Annotated in this window: 19 protein-coding genes; 10 read left to right on the top strand and 9 right to left on the bottom strand. The window is 66.7% G+C overall.

Annotated features, from left to right (window positions below; all coding sequences use genetic code 11):
- The gene (locus ACIP5Y_RS20840) at positions 1–861 is read right to left on the bottom strand and encodes a helix-turn-helix domain-containing protein (protein WP_400351896.1); all 861 of its coding nucleotides are present in this window, start codon (positions 859–861) and stop codon (positions 1–3) included.
- A 92-nt stretch (positions 862–953) separates the two neighbouring features.
- On the opposite strand from ACIP5Y_RS20840, the gene ACIP5Y_RS20845 reads away from it, so the two are divergent.
- Positions 954–1,742, top strand: a complete 789-nt coding sequence (locus tag ACIP5Y_RS20845) for an alpha/beta fold hydrolase (protein WP_400351897.1) — start codon at positions 954–956, stop codon at positions 1,740–1,742.
- 3 nt (positions 1,743–1,745) lie between these two features.
- Here ACIP5Y_RS20845 and ACIP5Y_RS20850 read toward each other — a convergent pair whose 3' ends face one another.
- Positions 1,746–2,201, bottom strand: coding sequence for a MarR family winged helix-turn-helix transcriptional regulator (locus tag ACIP5Y_RS20850; RefSeq protein WP_400351898.1), 456 nt, complete (start codon positions 2,199–2,201; stop codon positions 1,746–1,748).
- Between the two features lie 50 nt (positions 2,202–2,251).
- Between ACIP5Y_RS20850 and ACIP5Y_RS20855 the strand changes: the two genes are divergently transcribed.
- Both ACIP5Y_RS20855 and ACIP5Y_RS20860 read left to right on the top strand, forming a co-directional pair.
- A complete protein-coding gene (locus ACIP5Y_RS20855; protein WP_400351899.1) occupies positions 2,252–2,980 on the top strand; it encodes an SDR family oxidoreductase in 729 nt (242 codons plus the stop codon).
- A gap of 171 nt (positions 2,981–3,151) precedes the next feature.
- Positions 3,152–5,143, top strand: coding sequence for an ArnT family glycosyltransferase (locus tag ACIP5Y_RS20860; protein ID WP_400351900.1), 1,992 nt, complete (start codon positions 3,152–3,154; stop codon positions 5,141–5,143).
- Between the two features lie 8 nt (positions 5,144–5,151).
- Here ACIP5Y_RS20860 and ACIP5Y_RS20865 read toward each other — a convergent pair whose 3' ends face one another.
- Together ACIP5Y_RS20865 and ACIP5Y_RS20870 are read right to left on the bottom strand one after the other, a co-directional pair.
- Positions 5,152–6,618, bottom strand: a complete 1,467-nt coding sequence (locus ACIP5Y_RS20865) for an MDR family MFS transporter (RefSeq protein WP_400351901.1) — start codon at positions 6,616–6,618, stop codon at positions 5,152–5,154.
- 70 nt (positions 6,619–6,688) lie between these two features.
- Entirely contained in the window at positions 6,689–7,315 is a 627-nt protein-coding gene (locus ACIP5Y_RS20870; RefSeq protein WP_400351902.1) for a TetR/AcrR family transcriptional regulator, read from the bottom strand.
- 65 nt (positions 7,316–7,380) lie between these two features.
- Between ACIP5Y_RS20870 and ACIP5Y_RS20875 the strand changes: the two genes are divergently transcribed.
- Positions 7,381–8,349, top strand: a complete 969-nt coding sequence (locus tag ACIP5Y_RS20875; RefSeq protein ID WP_400351903.1) for a LysR family transcriptional regulator — start codon at positions 7,381–7,383, stop codon at positions 8,347–8,349.
- On the opposite strand, the gene ACIP5Y_RS20880 is transcribed toward ACIP5Y_RS20875, so the two are convergent.
- Together ACIP5Y_RS20880 and ACIP5Y_RS20885 are read right to left on the bottom strand one after the other, a co-directional pair.
- Positions 8,344–8,736: a carboxymuconolactone decarboxylase family protein gene (locus tag ACIP5Y_RS20880; RefSeq protein WP_400351904.1), complete on the bottom strand. Its 393-nt coding sequence runs from the start codon at positions 8,734–8,736 to the stop codon at positions 8,344–8,346. The genes ACIP5Y_RS20875 and ACIP5Y_RS20880 overlap by 6 nt on opposite strands.
- The gene (locus ACIP5Y_RS20885; RefSeq protein WP_400351905.1) at positions 8,733–9,398 is read right to left on the bottom strand and encodes a class II aldolase/adducin family protein; all 666 of its coding nucleotides are present in this window, start codon (positions 9,396–9,398) and stop codon (positions 8,733–8,735) included. Before ACIP5Y_RS20885 ends, ACIP5Y_RS20880 begins: the two co-directional genes overlap by 4 nt.
- Before the next feature lie 130 nt (positions 9,399–9,528).
- Here ACIP5Y_RS20885 and ACIP5Y_RS20890 point away from each other — a divergent pair, with 130 nt between their 5' ends.
- From ACIP5Y_RS20890 to ACIP5Y_RS20905, 4 genes are all read left to right on the top strand, one after another.
- Positions 9,529–9,912 (top strand): MerR family transcriptional regulator, encoded by a 384-nt coding sequence (locus ACIP5Y_RS20890; protein WP_400351906.1) that lies wholly within the window; start codon positions 9,529–9,531, stop codon positions 9,910–9,912.
- Positions 9,913–9,993: 81 nt separating this feature from the next.
- Positions 9,994–11,037, top strand: coding sequence for a fused (3R)-hydroxyacyl-ACP dehydratase subunits HadA/HadB (locus tag ACIP5Y_RS20895; RefSeq protein WP_400351907.1), 1,044 nt, complete (start codon positions 9,994–9,996; stop codon positions 11,035–11,037).
- Between the two features lie 194 nt (positions 11,038–11,231).
- The gene (locus ACIP5Y_RS20900; protein ID WP_400351908.1) at positions 11,232–13,001 is read left to right on the top strand and encodes an MFS transporter; all 1,770 of its coding nucleotides are present in this window, start codon (positions 11,232–11,234) and stop codon (positions 12,999–13,001) included.
- 3 nt (positions 13,002–13,004) lie between these two features.
- Positions 13,005–13,487, top strand: a complete 483-nt coding sequence (locus ACIP5Y_RS20905) for a MarR family winged helix-turn-helix transcriptional regulator (protein WP_400351909.1) — start codon at positions 13,005–13,007, stop codon at positions 13,485–13,487.
- A 113-nt stretch (positions 13,488–13,600) separates the two neighbouring features.
- Here the strand turns inward: ACIP5Y_RS20905 and ACIP5Y_RS20910 are convergent, their stop codons facing one another.
- The 3 genes from ACIP5Y_RS20910 to ACIP5Y_RS20920 all read right to left on the bottom strand — a co-directional run bounded on the left by ACIP5Y_RS20910 (position 13,601) and on the right by ACIP5Y_RS20920 (position 16,752).
- Complete coding sequence (locus tag ACIP5Y_RS20910) at positions 13,601–14,029, bottom strand: CBS domain-containing protein (protein ID WP_400351910.1); 429 nt, start codon at positions 14,027–14,029, stop codon at positions 13,601–13,603.
- Positions 14,030–14,118: 89 nt separating this feature from the next.
- Positions 14,119–15,501, bottom strand: coding sequence for a dihydrolipoyl dehydrogenase family protein (locus ACIP5Y_RS20915; protein ID WP_400351911.1), 1,383 nt, complete (start codon positions 15,499–15,501; stop codon positions 14,119–14,121).
- A gap of 75 nt (positions 15,502–15,576) precedes the next feature.
- Positions 15,577–16,752 carry an FHA domain-containing protein gene (locus ACIP5Y_RS20920; RefSeq protein ID WP_400351912.1) on the bottom strand — a complete coding sequence of 392 codons (1,176 nt, stop codon included), beginning with the start codon at positions 16,750–16,752 and terminating at the stop codon, positions 15,577–15,579.
- Between the two features lie 138 nt (positions 16,753–16,890).
- Between ACIP5Y_RS20920 and ACIP5Y_RS20925 the strand changes: the two genes are divergently transcribed.
- Both ACIP5Y_RS20925 and ACIP5Y_RS20930 read left to right on the top strand, forming a co-directional pair.
- Positions 16,891–17,310: a hypothetical protein gene (locus ACIP5Y_RS20925; RefSeq protein WP_400351913.1), complete on the top strand. Its 420-nt coding sequence runs from the start codon at positions 16,891–16,893 to the stop codon at positions 17,308–17,310.
- 337 nt (positions 17,311–17,647) lie between these two features.
- Positions 17,648–18,028: an NADH-quinone oxidoreductase subunit A gene (locus ACIP5Y_RS20930; protein WP_400351914.1), complete on the top strand. Its 381-nt coding sequence runs from the start codon at positions 17,648–17,650 to the stop codon at positions 18,026–18,028.
- The last annotated feature ends 17 nt before the right edge of the window (positions 18,029–18,045 follow it).

The following is an 18,045-nucleotide window of genomic DNA, read 5'->3' on the forward strand; positions in this document are numbered from 1 at the left end:
CTATCCGGCGCGGACGCGGTCGCGGAATGCCTTGGGGGTGAGGGTGGTGTGGCGGCGGAAGAACTTGGTGAAGTTGGTGTCGTCGAAGCCGAGGCGGTGGGCGATCGTGGCCACCGGCAGGTCGGCGTGTGCGAGTAGGCGTTTCGCCTCCAGGACCACGCGTTCGTCGATGAACTGTTTGGCGCTGATCCCGGTGGCGGCCTGACTCGCCCGGGACAGGGTCCGGGGTGCGTAGCCGAGTTGTTTTGCATACCAGGCGACATCGCGATGCGCGGCGTAGTGGCGTTCGACGACGGCGCGGAACTGCGGGAACAGGTCATCGGCCGCGTGCGGGGGCTCGGCCTCGGGCAGGGTGCGCAGGATCGCTGTCTGCAACAGGTGCTGGAGCAGTTCGGCGCGCAGTGCGGGCCGGTCCGCGTCGCTGTCGCGATATTCGACGGCCAGATGGTTCAAGGCCAATTCCACACGCGGCCACGACTTGTCGGATACCTCCCAGGCTGCGGGACCGAAAGCGTCGGCGGCCGCGCGGGCGGCCGCACCGGGTCTGAGGAAGTCGGGCCGGAACAACACCAGCACGCCCTCGACTTCCTCGAGGTCGTCCCACTGATGAACAACTCCGGGACGTAACCACACCGCAGCGCGTACGGTCAGCGGGTGGCCGACGAAGTCGGCCGTATACCGGCCACGGCCTCCGGTGACCACGCCGAGCACGTGAAAATCCGTGCGCTGCGGGTTCGTGCGCCACGACCCGGGGAAGGCGCTCCGCAGGTGCGCGAAGCTCATCACTTCGACGCCGTAGGGAGCGTCGGCGGGGCTCGAGTACAGCGCCGCCCGTATCTCCCGCTGTCCACTATTGACCATTGCTAGACCTGAATCGACCTGATTCCACCGGGCATTTCGCCGATATCGTTGTTCGCGTAGGAAAAACCAACCATATCGAGAAGGCTAAAGCAATGGCTATCGCAACAATCGACGGAGCCCGCATCCACTACCTCGACTCCGGTGCGGATGCGCCCGCGGTGATATTCAGCCACGGCAACCTCATGAACGGCGAGATGTGGGCCCCGCAGCTCGACCAGCTGACCGGCTACCGGACCATCGCCTGGGACGCGCGCCTGCAAGGCCGCACCGAGGACGACGGTAGCCGGTACACCTACTGGCGTTCCGCCCAGGACCTGCTGGGACTCCTGGATCACCTGGGCATCGAGCGCGCCACCCTGGTCGGCCACTCGCAGGGCGGCTTCGTCGCCCAGCGCGCGGCCCTGCTTGCGCCGGAACGGGTTTCGTCGCTGGTGCTGATCGATACCACGTACACCGCATGGCCCGCCGAGGCGATGGCGCAAATGGGCCAGATCCGGGATCTGTTCACCGCCGGAGGCCCGGAAGCCGTCGCGCCGATCCTGCTGCCCATGCTGCTGGGCCGGGCGGATCTGCACCCGCAGTGGGAGGCGGTGTGGCGCACACAGTCTCGTGAGCGGCTGTCCGGCGCCGTGAACGTCCTCATGAATGTGGACGACCTCTCGGCCCGTATCGGCGAGATCACCGCACCCGCCCTCGTCATTCACGGCGAGGAAGACCAGCCCGTCCCGTTGGCCGCCGGCCGCGCGCTGGCCGCGGCGCTGCCCGGAACCCAGGATCTGATCACGATTCCCGGTGTGGGCCACACCCCTTCGCTGACCCATCCGGATCAGGTCAACGGCCCCTTGGCGGCATTCCTCGCCCGCACGGTCGCGGTGGCATGACGCTCATGCGGGAGGGTCGCCGCTCGGGCGTCCCTCCCCCTCCAGGGTGACGGCAATGCGCTGCAGGGCAATTCGATCCTCGGCGGCGAGCCGATCCAGCAGATGCCGGCGTACGGCCGTGGCATGCACCGGCCGTAACCCGGCCAGGGCCTGCACCCCCGCCGCGGTCAGTGCCACTTCGACACCGCCCCCACGGCGTTCGCGGCTGATCAGCCCTCTGGTCTCCATTCGCGACAGTTGATGCGACATCGCCCCCTTGTGCAGCTGCATCGAATCGGTCAATACCTGTTGCCGCAGCCGTCCGTCTCCCAGATCGGCCAGCCGCGACAGCACCCCGTAGTCCGCACCGGATAGACCCGATGCCGCCGTGATGTCCGCCGAAACCCGCCGCGTCACCTGGTCGCCGAGCAGTTTGCAGGCATGCCACACCGCCATGTCCTCGGCGCTGAGCTCTGTCATGCGGAACATTCTAGTTGCTATAGCAACCCACTCGTCGTAGCGTGGTTGCTATGACAACTCCAGTAATCGTGACCGGCGCATCCGCCGGCATCGGCGCGGCAATCGCACGTCACCTGAGCCGCGCCGGCCACGATCTCGTACTCACTTACCGCACCCGGAAAGAACCCACGCTGGATCTGGTCGCCGAGATCGAGCGCGCGGGCGGGCAGGCCGTCGTAGTGCAAGCCGATGTCACTGTCCGCGCCGACGTCAGAGCCGTATTCGACATCGCCGAAAGAACATTCGGCCCCGCCTACGCCCTGGTCAGCAATGCGGGCGTCTCGAAGGTGCGAACCATCGCCGACACCGACGATCACCTGATCCAGGAACTGCTCGGCGTGAACCTGCTCGGCGCCCTCTACGGCATGCAGGAGGCCGCCACCCGCCTCGCCGAGGGCGGCGCCATCGTGAACATCTCCTCGACCGCCGTACAGACCGCCACACCCGGGCTGGGCGTCTACCTCGCCGCCAAGAGCGGCGTGGAGACTCTTACCCGGGTGGCCGCAAAAGAATTCGGCAACAGGAAGATTCGCGTCAATGCCATCGCGCCGGGCCTGATCGACTCCCCCATGTTCCGGGACGGCAAGACCGAGGCCGATCTCGAACGCTTCACGGCCCTGGCCCCGCTGCACCGCCTCGGCAGCAATGCCGAGATCGCCGCCGCCGTCGCCTACCTGCTGCATCCCGGCGCCTCCTGGGTCAACGGCCAGGTCCTGCGCGTCAATGGCGGCGTCGCCTGACTCGATAGGTAACGCCCACATGGCCAGTAGGCAAACGGCCGTCTTCGCGCGCTCGCCTGCGGCTCAATGACGGGAGACAGCGCCTCGATGCGCTGAACCGGCGATTAAGACCCTGTGAATGCCACGAGGTAGCTGTTGCGAGGGCCGGCTCGCCTCGCGAGACTCTGCCGGGTGGAAGCATTGCTCGCGACAAAGCCGGGGCCGGATGCCGATTCGATCCGATCGAATTCGCCCGGGACCGGCGCCCCGGCCCCCGCCCGCGTCCGGGAGCGAGTCGCGCTCGCCGTCCTGCTGCTGGGCACCGCGGGCGCCTACCTGTGGCGGATCGGCGTCAACGATATGGCGGACAACTTCTATGCGGCCGCCGTCTGGTCCGGTACGCAGGACTGGAAGGCGCTGCTGTTCGGGTCGATCGATCCCGGCAACTTCATCACCGTCGACAAGCCGCCACTGTCGCTGTGGGTGATGGGAATGTCGGCCCGGGTCTTCGGATTCGGGAGCGCGAGCATGCTGGTCCCGCAGGCCCTCATGGCCGTCGGTGCGGTGGCGTTGCTGTATGCGACGGTCACGCGCGTGGCCGGCAACCGGGGTGCGGGCCTGCTGGCGGGTGCGGTGCTGGCCGTTACGCCGGTGGTGGCGTTGATGTTCCGGTACAACCACCCCGATGCCGCCATGGTCCTGCTGATGACGGCCGCCGCCTACTGCGTCGTGCGTGCCGTGCCGACCGCGAATGTGCGGTGGCTGATGTTTGCCGGCGTCGCGCTGGGGTTCGCCTTCCTGGCCAAGATGCTCGAAGGACTCATGGTGCTGCCCGCGTTCGCGCTGGCCTACCTGATCGCCGCACCGGTGGTATTGCGAAGCCGCTTGCTGCATCTGGTGTGGGCGACGCTGGCGCTGATCGTCTCGGCGGGTTGGTACGTGGTCCTGACCATGCTGTGGCCGGCCGCGTCTCGGCCGTACCTGGCTGGCTCGACCGACAATTCACTGCTGAACGTCGTCTTCGGATTCAACGGCTTCGACCGGATGCTCGGCCGCGGTGCGGGCGGACATACCGGCGGGCACATCTCGCTCCCACCCGGGTATCGGATCCCGCCGCAACTGGTACAGAGCTTCAATGACTTCGGACCCGCCGGCCCGGCGCGACTGTTCCACGGCGAGAGCGGATTTCAGATCTCCTGGCTGCTCCCGGCCGCCCTGGTGGCCTTCGGCCTCACCCTGGTATCGCGCCGGCATGCTCCCCGTACCGACACGATCCGCAGTGGCGCACTGATTTTCGGTCTCTGGATGCTGACGGTCGGGCTCGCGTTCAGTCTGGCCGGTTCACTCGAACACGCCTACTACGTGGTGACCATCGCGCCCGCGATCGCCGCGACGCTCGTCATCGGCGGCCACGAACTGTGGCGCCGCCGCGACGAGGTGTTCGGCCGGTTGGGCGCCGCCGCTGTCATCGCGACGGCCGGCATCTGGGGTTTCCTGGTGCTGCAACGCAATCCCAGCTGGCACCCCGAACTGCGCGGGACACTGGTGATCGCAGCCGTCGCCGCGGCGCTCGGCCTCGCGGCGACCACCCTGCCGATCCCGGCCATAGTTCGCCGCCCCGCCACCGCGATACTCCTCATCGTCGGAATCATCGCGGCACTGAGCGGTCCGGCCGCCTACACCGCCGCCACACTCCCCCAGGCGCATTCGGGCCGCAGCCCGGTGGTGGGCCCGCCCCCGCCCCCGGAGACCGGCTTCGCCGCCATCATCCGAACCCAGATGCGTAGTTTCGCCGACGGCGGCGCCTTCACCGATCAACGCATCCTGACCATGCTGACCGGCACCACCACCGATTGGTCGGCGGCCGTGGAACGTTCGTCCGTCGCCGCCGCCATCGAGCTGGCCAGCCGCACTCCGGTAATCTCCATCGGCGGCTTCGCCAATACCGACCCGGCACCCACCCTCGAACAGTTCCAGCACCTGGTGCACACCGGCCGCGTCACCTACTACCTCGCCCAGGAACTACACCTACCCCCGACATGGCGAGTCGGTGACGCCCCGCTCCGTACCGAGCCGTGGACCGCCGCCGAACGCCGCGATATCGCCGACTGGGTGACCGCGAATTTCGCGGCCACCCGAATCGGCTCGGTCGCGGTCTACGACCTGACCGAGCCGAAGAACTGAGTCTCGACTCAGCCCAGGACGGATTCGGTCGCAACCTCGGACTCCGCTGCGGTAGCGGCGCGGCCGGGCAGGAACAGCGTCGGCACGATGGCCAGCACCGCGAATCCCAGTACCCACCAGAAGGTTTGACCGTAGGCAGTCGCCAGCTCGTGCGGAATCGCGTGCCCCGGGTGGGCGGTCGCATTCCCGATCTCGTGCTGGAGCACGATGAACATCACGGCGCTACCGACCGAGAACCCGAGTTGCTGCACGATCCGGATCGCGGTGCTGGCCCGCGGAATCGCCGCCCGGTCGATCGCTCCCAGCGCCGCGGTCATGATCGGCATCAAGGTGCCGCCGAGCCCGAATCCACTGACCACCTGCGCCGCCGCGAGCAGATACGCACTCGGATCCGAGCCCAGGCGGGTGAAGAACGCCGATCCCACCGCGGCACAGATGATCCCGACCAAGGCGATGGTCCGGGGCGAAACCCGGCTGGAGACCTTGCCGATGAGCACGAACGAGATCGCCATACCGATCCCCATGGGCGCCATCGCCAAGCCGGCCCGAGCCGCGCTGTCACCATGAACCTGCTGGTAATACAGCGGAAGCAGCGCCATCGCACCGAACAATACGATCCCGCAGGCGAAGATCGCCGCCGCGGCCGAACCGAACGCACGCGTCGCGAACAGCCGAATATCGATGAGCGGCAACGAATTCCGCAATGCGTGCAGGGCGAACCCGAGCAGCATGGCCACCCCGGCCACCAGCGGGATCAGCACCTGCCAGTGGCCGACTCCACCCCGCTGACCGGCTTCTGCCAATGCATAGACCAACGCCGCGAGCGCGGGTGACAGCAGCAGCAACCCGAGCAGATCGAGCCGGCCGCCGGCTCCCGAGGCGCGCTCGACCGGAATCACTCGCCACGCGAATACCAGCGCGATCAGGCAGATGGGCAGGTTGATGTAGAAGATCCACCGCCACGACAGGTTGTCGACGATCATCCCGCCCAGGACCGGGCCCAGTACCGGCCCGAGCATGGTCGGGATCCCGATGACCGCCATCAACCGCCCCATCAACGGCCCGGCTGCCTGCCCGAGGATCGCCATCATGAGCGGCAGCACCATACCGCCGCCGAGTCCCTGCACGATCCGGAACGCGATGAGGCTGCCGGGCGACCAGGCCAGCCCGCACAGCAGTGATCCGGCGACGAACAGGATGAGGCTGGTCATCCAGACGGTGCGGGCGCCGAACCGTTCCATCGCCCAGCCGGACAGCGGGATCACCATGGCCGTGGCGAGCAGGTAGCCGGTGCCCACCCACTGGATGGTGTTCAGGGTCGTATCGAATTGGCGCAGCAGGGTATTCGTCGCGATATTGGTCATGGTCGCGTCCAGCTGCATCATCACCGCCCCGAGCAGCACGACCAGCGCGAGCTGTAGCAGTGGACGCGGAATCCGGTCGGTTCGCTGGGTGTCGGAGGCCGAAAATGGCATGGCTCTACTTCCTCGGTAAATATTTACTGCACTGCCCTGAGCTGCGCCTCGATGCGCAGCGGGATTGATTTCAGCTGGACCGGGGTCCGGTCATGCCGTCGAGAAGTTGACTGATGATGAGGTCCCGCGTCACCGCGAAGCCGGAATCGGCCGCTTCGGTCTCCTCGGTGCGCAGACCTGCGCCCGGAAAGCCGAGCTGGGCCCCGCGCGGCGCGAAGGCGGTCAGGCCGAAGATCGCGGAAATGGCGGTGGCATGGGCGATTTCGATGGGTATGTCGGTGCGGAAGACACCCTCTTGCTGGCCGCGTTCGTAGAGGTCACGCAGGGGCGCTACCTGTTCCGTGGTCGGCAACGGCGCCGCCTTCCAGCCGTTCATCGACTCGTGCATGAACAGCCCCAGCCAGGCCGGCCGGGCCATGAACAGATCGGCGTAACCGGCCAGGGCCGAACGCATTCCCTCATACGGCGACATCTGCCCGGCCGCCTCGACGATCGGCAGCCACAACTGCGCCAGCTGCTCGAAGACGTCTCCCAGCACGGCCTTGTAAAGGCCTTCCTTGCCGCCGAAGTGGTGGTAGATCATCCGCTCGTTGACTCCCGAGCGCTGCACGATGGCCTGAATCCGCGTGCCGTGCAAGCCGCGCGCCGCGAACTCCTCGGTCGCCGCGGCCAGTAGCGAAACCCTGCTGTCGGACATGCAGTAAATGTTTACTTATCCGGGGTCCCCGCGCAACCCCCGGATCGGAATCAGTGGTTGTATCTGTGGATGTGAGAACTGATCTCGATCTGGCGGCCGTCCGGGCGTTCGTGGCTGCCGTGGATGAAGGGCAGTTCGGGTTTGCGGGCGATCTGCTCGAGATCAGTCAGCAGGCGGTCTCCAAGCGGATCGCCAAGCTCGAAACGCATTTGGGCACAGCATTGTTCGAGCGGTTGCCCGGCGGGATCGCGCTGACGGCCGCCGGGCGGCGACTGTTGCCGCATGCCCGGTCCTTGCTGGCCATTGCCGAGGAGGCGGCGGTCGCGGTGCGAGGCGATGCCGGACCACTGCGGGTTGCCGTACTCGGCGAGCGCGACGTGGCCATGCAGTCGATGCGGTTCTACCTCGATCGGAGCCCCGGAGCCGAGATCGACATCGTGCTGTCGAATGCGTTCGACACCTCACGGGATGCGCTGATGAGCGGGCGCGCCGACGCGGCCTTCGCCCGGAATCACGGCGGACCTCGCAGGCTGCCCGGCCATATTGCCGCTGTTCCAGCCTATTTGGAGCCCTTGCATCTGGTGGTGGGCAGGGATCATCCGTTGTCGGGACGCTCGGCCGTCTCCGTCGGTGAGCTGCGGGCGTTCACCGTGTGGGTGCCGGGCGCACGGGTGCCCTCGGAGTGGGCCGACTTCTACCGGGATCTCAACGCGCACACCGGGATCACCATCGATACCGACAAGCGCCGCGCCGATGACGCGCCCTCGGGGGTCGAGGCCATGTTCGATCGGATCGCGGGCTCCCCCACGCTGGCCACCTTCAGCGGCGAAGGGTTCCACAATCCCTGGCACCCGCATGTGCGGCGGGTGCCCATCGTCGATCCGACACCGGCGTATCCACATGCGCTGCTGTGGGACAGCACCAATACGCACCCCGGGCTTCCGGGCCTGATCAGCCACGTGCGCGGAAACTACAACAGTGATGTCGCACGGGACTGCTGGTTCCCGGAAGCCGATCGCGCCCTGTTCCTATGACTCGCCGGCCTGGAGTTCGGCGATGATCTCGATGCCGAGGGCATAGGCGGGAGCGCCCGCCGTGATGAGAGCGGTCTCGGCGACTCCGACCAGATCGGCGAGATCCGCGCCCGCGTGCAGCGCGCCGCGAGCGTGCAGGCGCGCGGGACCGGAGTGGCCGAGGGCCAGCAGTTGCCCGAAATGGACGAGCTGCTGAATGCGTCCGCCGAGGTGATTCTCGGCGAGCACGAGGTGCCGCAGCGCCGCGAACGTCTCCTCGGTATCGAGCCGGTCGAACGTACCGGCCACGCGCAGGCGGTCTTCTACGCTGAGCGGAACGGCGCCGTAGGTCGCGCGATACCGATCCCGCACGGCCTCAACGCGTTCCGTGATTGCATCGCCGGTCATGACGCGGCCCGTGCGATCGAGGCGCGCAGGGCCTCGAGGGCACCCGCGGGAAAGTCCACGGCCCCACCGATTGCCGCCGCGTCGAGCTCGGCCTCGGCACTCTCTTCGATCGCCATCAGCAGGTGGGCGGCGTCGGTCAGGGTCGGTCCGAAGACCAGCAGACCGTGATTGGCCAGCAGGACCGCCGAGGTTGTCGGGCGCTCCTCGAGGATCGCCGCGATACCGCGCACCGACACGTCCGACCCGCGCGGTCCCCATGGCACCACCGGAACTTCTTCGGCCTGCCCGAAGCGCAGCATCGGCTCGGTGTGGCACGGCAGTGGCCGGTTCGCCACGGCAAAAGCTGTCGCAGCGCGCGAGTGCGTGTGCAGCACAGCGCCCACGTGCGGCCGGGCGCGATAGACGATGCCGTGCATGGCCACGATCTCGCTGCTGGCGGACTGCAGCCGGCCCCCGGACACCTGACCGTCCAGCCCCAGGACGGCCACCTGTTCGGGCCGCAGTCCCCGCACGAATCCCGGCGTCAGCATGAAACGGTCGGCGCCGAGCCGTGCGCTCAGATTGGCGTGCCCCGAATGCGACATGACTCCCGCCGCGAACAATTGCTCGGCCGTCTCGACCAGCTGGTTCGCCAGTTCCTTCTCGACTTGGGTATCGGACATCTCTGCCTCCGAATTCGCTTGTCAGCGGCTGGTGAACCGCTGTTCTTCGTACAGGGACGACCCTCCACCTTGAACTAAGGTTCAAGTCAAGCGCCGAATTCGCACCCGGCCCGAGAGGACCCCTATGCCCATGACGATCGGCCAGCTGGCCGAGACCACCGGGGTGCCCGCCTCGGCCATCCGGTACTGGGAACGCCACGGCCTGCTACCGCAACCCGCACGTCAGAGCGGGCAGCGACGCTATCCGCCGGAGGCCGCGGAGCGAATCATGGTGCTGCGCAAATTCCAGCAGGCCGGCCTGACGCTGGCCGAGATCGCCGAGGTCCAGCAGGATCGGCCGCGCCGCGCGGCAATGCTCAGCGACAAGCTCGCCGAGATCGAACAGCGCAAGATCGACCTCGAGCATGCGCACGCGCTTTTGGCCCACGCGGTCCAGTGCAGTAAGAAGGACATCCTGACCTGCCCGACATTCCAGGAGCAAATGGCAACGTGGCATCGGCCCGCCCGGCGGTGACCGTCCACGTTCACGCACCTCTCGCGAATTCGGTTCTGCGGGCACTGTTTACGATGTCCGAGAGCAACAGCGAGGAGTGTTTTGGTGGATGCGACGTACGATGTGACCGCGCTGGTGGGGCATCACTACCGGGTCGACGATTACTACGAGGTGGGGCGGGAGAAGGTCCGCGAATACGCGCGGGCCGTACAGGAGGACCATCCCGCGCACTGGACCGAGAAAGCCGCCGCGGAGCTGGGTTACAGCGGTCTGGTCGCGCCGACCACCTTCGTGTCGATTCCGGCAATGCTGGCGAATCGCAGGCTCTTCGAGAGCGTCATCACCGGATACAACGGCTACCTGCAGACCGACCAGGTCTTCGAGCTGTACAAGCCACTGATCGCCGGGGACCGGCTGGTCAGCGATGTCGAGCTCGAATCGGTACGCCAGGTCGCGGGCAAGGATCTGCTGACCGTCAAGAACACCTTCACCGACCAGAACGGTGAGGTCGTGCACGTCATGCACACGACTGTCGTCGGCCTCACCACCGAGGATGTCGCCGCAGAAGTCGGCGACGCCATGTCACGCGTCGTCATGCACGGCGTCGAACTCCTCGCCTCGGCCACGAACCCGGAGGTCGCCGCATCCAACGGCAAGGCCACGGATTCGACTCCTCGGGCCGCGACAACCGTGTCCGACTTCAGCCGCACCCGGAAGCCGCAAACCGCAGTCCGATTCGAGGATCTCGCGGTCGGCTTCGAGCTCCCCACCCGCGAAGCGCGCCTGACCCGCGGTGATCTGGTGAACTACGCCGGCGTGTCCGGCGACCCGAACCCGATCCACTGGCACGACGAGATCGCTGCGCTGAGCGGCCTTCCCGATGTGATCGCCCACGGCATGCTCACCATGGGCCTGGGCGCGGGATTCATCACCGACTGGCTGGGTGACCCGGGCGCATTGACCCGCTACGGCGTCCGCCTCTCCAACTACGCGATCGTCGAAGCCAAAACCGCCGGCGACCTCGAATTCACCGGCCGCGTCAAATCACTCGACCCGGAGACCAGGACCGCAGTCCTCGTCATCACCGCGAAATCGGCCGGCCGCAAGATCTTCGGCCTCGCCACCGCGGACATCCGCCTGGCCTGACGCCCCGCTCGGACGCGACGAAACGCATTCGGCGGCATTCCCGGTCCCTCTGTGGAGACCGGGAATGCCGCCGTTTCGGCGTTTCTGTGTGGAAGCGCGCAGGTCGCAGCGGTGATCAGATACACAATTTCATTAGTTAGCCTTATGCAACTATATTGGACTCCTGTTCATATGTCCGATTCGGGAGGCAAAAGTTGAGTGCGGCCCCCACCACCGACGAGCTCGATGCCGGTGACGTCCAAACCATTCGCCGACGCCTCCGCGTCGAGCACGATCACCCGCGCTACAAGTGGGTCGCGTTGTCCAACACCACGCTGGGCATGCTCATGGTCACCATCAACTCGTCGATCGTGATCATCTCGCTCCCGGACATCTTCCGGGGCATCGACCTGAACCCGCTGGCCGCGGGCAATGTCAGCTACCTGCTGTGGATGATGATGGGCTTCCTGCTCGCATCCGCCGTGCTGGTGGTCATGTTCGGGCGGCTCGGCGATATCGTGGGGCGCGTCAAGATCTACAACTACGGCTTCGTGGTCTTCACCCTGACCGCCGTGGCGTTGTCATTCGATCCGTTCACGCACGGCAGCGGCGCTGTATGGCTGATCGGATGGCGAGTCATCCAGGGCATCGGCGGTGCGATGTTGATGGCCAATGCGGCCGCCATCCTCACCGACGCCTTCCCGGCCGAGCAACGTGGCTTCGCGCTGGGCATCAATCAGGTTGCGGCCGTGGCGGGTTCGTTCCTGGGCCTGCTGCTGGGCGGGCTGCTCGCGCAGTGGGACTGGAAGGCCGTGTTCTGGGTCAGCGTGCCGTTCGGCATTCTCGGCACCGTATGGTCCTACCGGTCGCTGCACGACAACGGTCAGCGCAGCCCGGGAAAGCTGGATATTCCCGGCACCATCACCTTCGCGGTCGGCCTGACCGCACTGCTCACCGGCATCACGTACGGCATTCAGCCGTACGGTGGTTCGAATACCGGCTGGTCCAACCCGTGGGTCCTGGCGGCGGTGTTCGGCGGTATCGCGGTGCTGGGCCTGTTCTGCTACATCGAGACCAAGGTGGCGCAGCCGATGTTCCACCTGTCCTTGCTCAAGAACCGCGCGTTCGGCCTCGGCAACCTGGCCGGGCTCATGTCCTCGCTGGGGCGCGGTGGCCTGCAGTTCATGCTGATCATCTGGCTGCAGGGCATCTGGTTGCCGTTGCACGGCTACGACTACGAGTCCACACCGCTGTGGGCGGGCATCTACCTGCTGCCGCTGACCGTGGGATTCCTTGCGGCCGGGCCGGTTTCGGGAAAGCTCTCGGACCGCTACGGTCCACGGTTGTTCGCCACCCTCGGAATGCTCATCACCGGCCTCACCTTCGTGCTGCTGGTCGTCCTTCCAGTTGACTTCTCCTACTGGGTCTTCGCGCTCGTCATCGCGCTCAACGGTCTCGGCTCGGGCATGTTCGCCTCACCCAATACCGCCGAGGTGATGTCCGCGGTGCCCGCCGCACAGCGCGGTGTCGCATCCGGTATGCGTGGCACGCTGCTCAATGGCGGTATGGCGCTGTCGATCGGAATCTTCTTCTCGCTCATGATCGTCGGCCTGTCCAGCAAGCTGCCCGGGGCCATGAACTCCGGGTTGCAGGCCCAGGGTGTGCCCGCGGACGTGGCCCACAATGTCGCGGGCCTGCCACCGGTGGGCAGCCTCTTCGCGGCGTTCCTGGGCGTGAATCCGATTCAGGCACTGCTGGGTCCGACCGGCATGCTGGATCATCCGGGCGTGCACAAGGACGTGCTCACCGGTCAGCAGTTCTTCCCGCACCTGATCTCCGGTCCGTTCCACTCGGGCCTGGTCGTGGTGTTCCTCGGCGCCGCGATTATGATGCTGATCGGCGCGGTGGCGTCGTGGTTCGCCGGCGGTGGGAAAGCTCCCGACGAGGCCGCGGAACTGCGTGAGGCCGCTCGCGAGGGAATCTGACCGATGATCGAGGAGGCCACGCTGGAGCCCACGAGTGTCGTCGATACGCCCGGTGAGGCGGCGGCGGTAGAGCAGCTCACCGAAGCAGCTGAGCTGTACCACACCATCAGCAGGCTGCTGCGTTCCTTGCGGCACACCGGCGATATCGGATCGCTGAGCCCCGGCTCGGCCTCGGCGCTGGCCTCTCTCGCCCGCTCCGGCCCCATGCGGCTGGGCGACCTCGCGAATATCGAACGAGTCAGCGCGCCAACGATGTCGCGCATCGTCACCAGCCTGGAGAAATCGGGCTACGTGGTCCGCGACGCGGACCCGGTGGATGGCCGTGCCCAGCTCCTGAGTGCCACTCCCAGCGCCCAAGACCTGGTCACCGGCCTCACCTCCGCCCGCATCCACCGCTTCGCCGCCGCCATGGAACATCTGGAGCCGGCGCAGCGCGAGACGCTGCTCTCGAGCCTGACCTCCCTGATCGAGGCACTCGACCAGTAGGTTCGCCGCTACCCTGGAAGTCGGTCGCGCACTTCGCGACCCGACGAAGGTGGCCGTGAAATGACCTACAACCTCCGCTCGATCGAGACCCGGCGCCCGAATGGTGAACCCCGTCAGCCGTGGAGGTAGCGGACCAGGTGTTCGCGTTCCGTCTCGAGTTCGGAGATCTGGCTCTTGACCACGTCGCCGATGCTGACTATGCCGACCATGCGGCCGTCGCGGAGGACCGGGAGGTGGCGGATTCGATGTTCGGTCATGGTGGCGTTGAGGGTTTCGACGTGGTCGTCCGGGGAGCAGGTGTGCACGGCGGCGGTCATGATGGAGGAGACCGGGCTGTCCAGGATGGCGGCGCCGTCGCGGTGCAGGCGGCGGACTATGTCGCGTTCGGAGACTATGCCGGCCATATCGGCGCCGTCCGGGGAGACGATCACGGCGCCGACATTGTGGGCCGACAGGACTCTCAGCAGTTCGCGCACCGTTGCATTCGGTGCAATCGTGATGACGCCGGTGCCCTTCCGGCGCAGGATTTCGGAGATACGCATATGTCCACCGCCCAACGCTCGGGACTATCGATGCGTACCAGCATCCCGCGAATCACCCGGCGTGACCAGCAACGATTGCGATGCGATGCCTAATCGGATGTGAGCGCATCGATGGCGGGCTCGATGGCCCGATGGAAGGTCGGGTAGGCGTAGATCATTTCGCGCAATGTACTGGTCGGCACTTGCGCGTGGATTGCCACGACCAGGGCAGCGAGCACCTCACCGCCGTCCGGGCCGACGGAGGTCGCACCGACGAGCACGCCCCGATCCGCGTCCTCGACCAGCTTGATGAAACCCTGATTGCCCACCTTGTGCAGCCAGCCGCGGGTCGACTGGGTGAGGTCCGAATAGCCGGTCCGAACTGTCAATCCCGCTGTACGTGCCTGCTCCTCGGTGAGACCCACCGCTCCGATCTCCGGATCGGTGAAGGTGACCCGCGGCACCGCGCGATACTGTGCCTCGACCGCAAGTTCGCCGAGGATATCGTCCACCGCGATGCGCGCCTGATACATCGACATGTGGGTGAACGCGCCCTCGCCGGTCACATCGCCGATGGCCCAGAGACCGTCCGCGGCCCGCATACGACCGTCGACCGGAATCGATTTCGCCGTCTCGTCCAGGCCGAGTGCACCGATTCCCAAGGCCGCGAGATCGATCCGCCGCCCGGTCGCCACCAGCAGCTGCCGTGCTCGCAGCGTCTCGCCATTGTCGAGCTCGAGGGTGAAATCGGTGCCGTCGTAAGCTACTTGCGTACCGCGCACACCTGCACGGACCGAAATTCCCTCGGACTCGAAGACTTTCGCGAGCAGTTCACTCGCCTCCGGCTCATCGCGCGGCACCAGCCGCCGCCCCGCCACATTGGTCACGGTGGCGCCGAATCGGGCGAAGATCTGCGAGAACTCGGCGCCGACCGGACCGCCGCCCAGCACGATGAGCGACTCCGGCACCGCGGTGGCCGCGACGGCCTCCCGATTGGTCCAGTACGGGGTCCCCGCCAGACCCGGCAGCGGCGGAACCGCCGGAGCCGTGCCCGGATTCAGGACGATGCCGCGTTCGGCGCGGAACACCCGCTCACCGTCCGCGGTCGAAACCGTCACCTCCCCGGCGGCGGAGATCCGGCCCCAGCCGCGCACGAATTGCCCGCCGGCCTTCTCGAATCGCTCCACCGCCGCGGTGTCGTCCCAGTTGTGAGTGATCTCGTCGCGAATCCGCGTCGCGACGGTGGTCCAATCCGCCTGCACCGCGGCCGTTCCCGCGAGCTCCGGCACGCGGCGTGCCTCGGCCAGCGCGCTCGCGGCGCGGACCATGGCCTTGGTGGGCACGCACGCGAAGTACGGGCATTCCCCGCCGAGCAGCCGCCCGTCGAGGCCCACCACCCGCAACCCCGACTGCGCCAATCGGGTGGCGGCGTACTCCCCGCCCGGTCCCATCCCGACTACCACGATATCCACGGTTTCGGCGGTCACAAGCACCCCAATCTCCTCGGCAAACGGTTCACAGCCAGGCTAATCGGCGCCGACCCCGCAGAGTCTGAACAGACCCTGACATCACCCCGGCGCGCGCCGGGCGTCGAAACTGAAAACCCGTCCGCCGAGCAGTACCTGACTCCCGGATTCCAGCACGACGGGATGCCCGGGCGCGGCGCGAATCCAATCCGGCCGCCCCGGCGGCCGGATGTGCGTGCCATTCGCCGACCCGCGATCCAGCACGGTGACATCCCACTCCGTCAACCGTATCTCGGCGTGCACCCGCGACATTCCCCCGGACGCATCCGCGATCCGAATGGACCGCGCGCCGCGTCGCACCGCATCGGACCGCTCGGGCTCGCGGCCGATCACCATGTCCGCATCGACGGCATACGCCGTCCCGTCATCGAGCCGCAAAACGCCCAGCGACGGCCTGATCCCCTCGCCGAACAGCGCATTCATCTGATCGATGCGCGCCCCGCAGGTCGTGCAGAACAGCAGCCGCGGATCGTTGAGATGATGGCGTGCACACAGCACTCCGCGCACAGTTACACCGACTGCCACCCGGTTCGGCGGCGCGCCCGGCCCGGAGGTCGCGGGCGCGACCTGCGAATCGCGTTGGCCGGGAGGTGGTTCGGCGACCACTGCTGGAACATCGTCCAGTACATCGGTGGCATTGTCCGGCTCGGTCGGCTCGACGACGGCCTCGACAGGCCCTCGGCCGGAAGGAATTTCGACGGGTTCGTTGAGCCAGACGACCGCGCCGCCACCGGGCATCCGACCATGGACGAGGGACCAGATTCCGGGTTCGGGGATGTCCTCGCGAGGAGATTCCTCGTCGACGAAGACGCCGGCCGCACGGCTCGGTGCCGGGCTCACGACACGGTCGATCGTGAATCCCGCGTCGCGCCCGTGCAATACCTCGTGCCGGTCGGCGCCGTCGAGCACCGCGGTGAGCCCGCCGTGCAGAAAGATCGCGAGCCCGCGTGTTCCAGGGGTGAGGACACCGAACTCGACGCGCTCCTCGTCCTCTCGATTCATGAGCCAGGTGCTCACCAACCGCGCGAAAGTGCGCCCGGTGCGCCGCGTTTCGCGGGAGGCGGCCTCCTGCACCATGCCTAGCAGCGTCTCGAGCACGCCGACGATATCGGAGTCGCCGGTGAGCGGCTGCGGATCGCGGTGTGCGACAACCACGACCACGCCGTCCACGCTGGCCACCAGGTGCCCACCGGGCACCACTTCCACCCGTCCGGTCATGGAGACTCCCCTCATTGGCGGATGCTACAGCTCGAGTTTTACGAATCGACTGCCGAAGGGGTTTCGTTCGGCCGCCGCATGCGACGCGCGCACGAGTTCGGCCGAAGCTGCCGCGCGGTTCCGGCCCGGGGACGTAGCATGCGGAGCGTGGCCGATGCGAAACGTCCCGCCGTGGTGCGGGTGCTCGTTTACAGCAGCGATTCCGATACCCGGAGCCAGGTAATGCTGGCCCTGGGCAGACGGCCGCACCCTGATCTGCCGCCCATCGAATACCTCGAGGTGGCGACCGGCCCGGTCGTCGTCGAGAAGATGGATGCGGCCGTGGTCGATCTGGCGATCCTGGATGGTGAGTCCGCCCCCACCGGCGGCATGGGTCTGGCCAAGCAGTTGAAGGACGAGATTGCCGACTGCCCACCGATTGTGGTGCTGATGGGTCGTCCCGATGATGCGTGGCTGGCGAATTGGTCGCGTGCGGAAGCCGCGGTCTCCCATCCCATCGACCCGATCCGATTGACGGAAGCGGTGCTCGGCGTCCTCAGGAACCGCATCGCTGCCTGATAAATCGGCCTGCCACCGCGCCTCGGTGGCAGGCCGATTTGTTGTCACGTGACGTGCGCGATTACGTCTTTTCGGTCATAAAAGACCGTTCCGAATTCGATCAAACACCATCGCGAATCGTCATGTATCTTGTCGTCTGAGTTGTAGGCTGTGCCGTAGCTCACACGAGCGCGGGCCTCGGTATCAATGACGCCATCGCCTCACTCCCCCGATCCACCGCATCTTGCTGAGCGATGCCCAGGGGCGAGTCTGGCCCGGCGGACGACGATGTCAGCCCGCGCCTCGGCAGCTGCCGTCCGTATTGCGTCGTCCAGCTCGCAGGAGGGGTAGTGCTGAAGTGAATATCGAGGTGCCGACTCTCGTACTCGGGGCAGTAGCCGCCGCGTTCGGGATCTTTTCCGTTTTCCTGGCGGCCTTCATCGGCCCCAAACGCAACAACCGGGCCAAGCTCGAAGCCTACGAATGCGGTATCGAACCCAGCCCCCACTCCGTCGGGGGCGGGCCGGGAAATGCTGGGGGACAACGTTTCCCGGTGAAGTACTACCTCACCGCGATGCTGTTCATCATCTTCGACATCGAGATCGTGTTCCTGTACCCGTGGGCCGTGCACTTCGACGCGCTCGGGGTGTTCGGGCTTGCCGCCATGGCGCTCTTCATTTTCAACGTCTCGGTCGCCTACGCCTATGAGTGGCGGCGCGGCGGTCTCAGCTGGGATTGACAGGCGCGAGGGGGAAA

The sequence above is a fragment of the Nocardia sp. NPDC088792 genome (assembly GCF_044750615.1).
Classification (GTDB): domain Bacteria; phylum Actinomycetota; class Actinomycetes; order Mycobacteriales; family Mycobacteriaceae; genus Nocardia.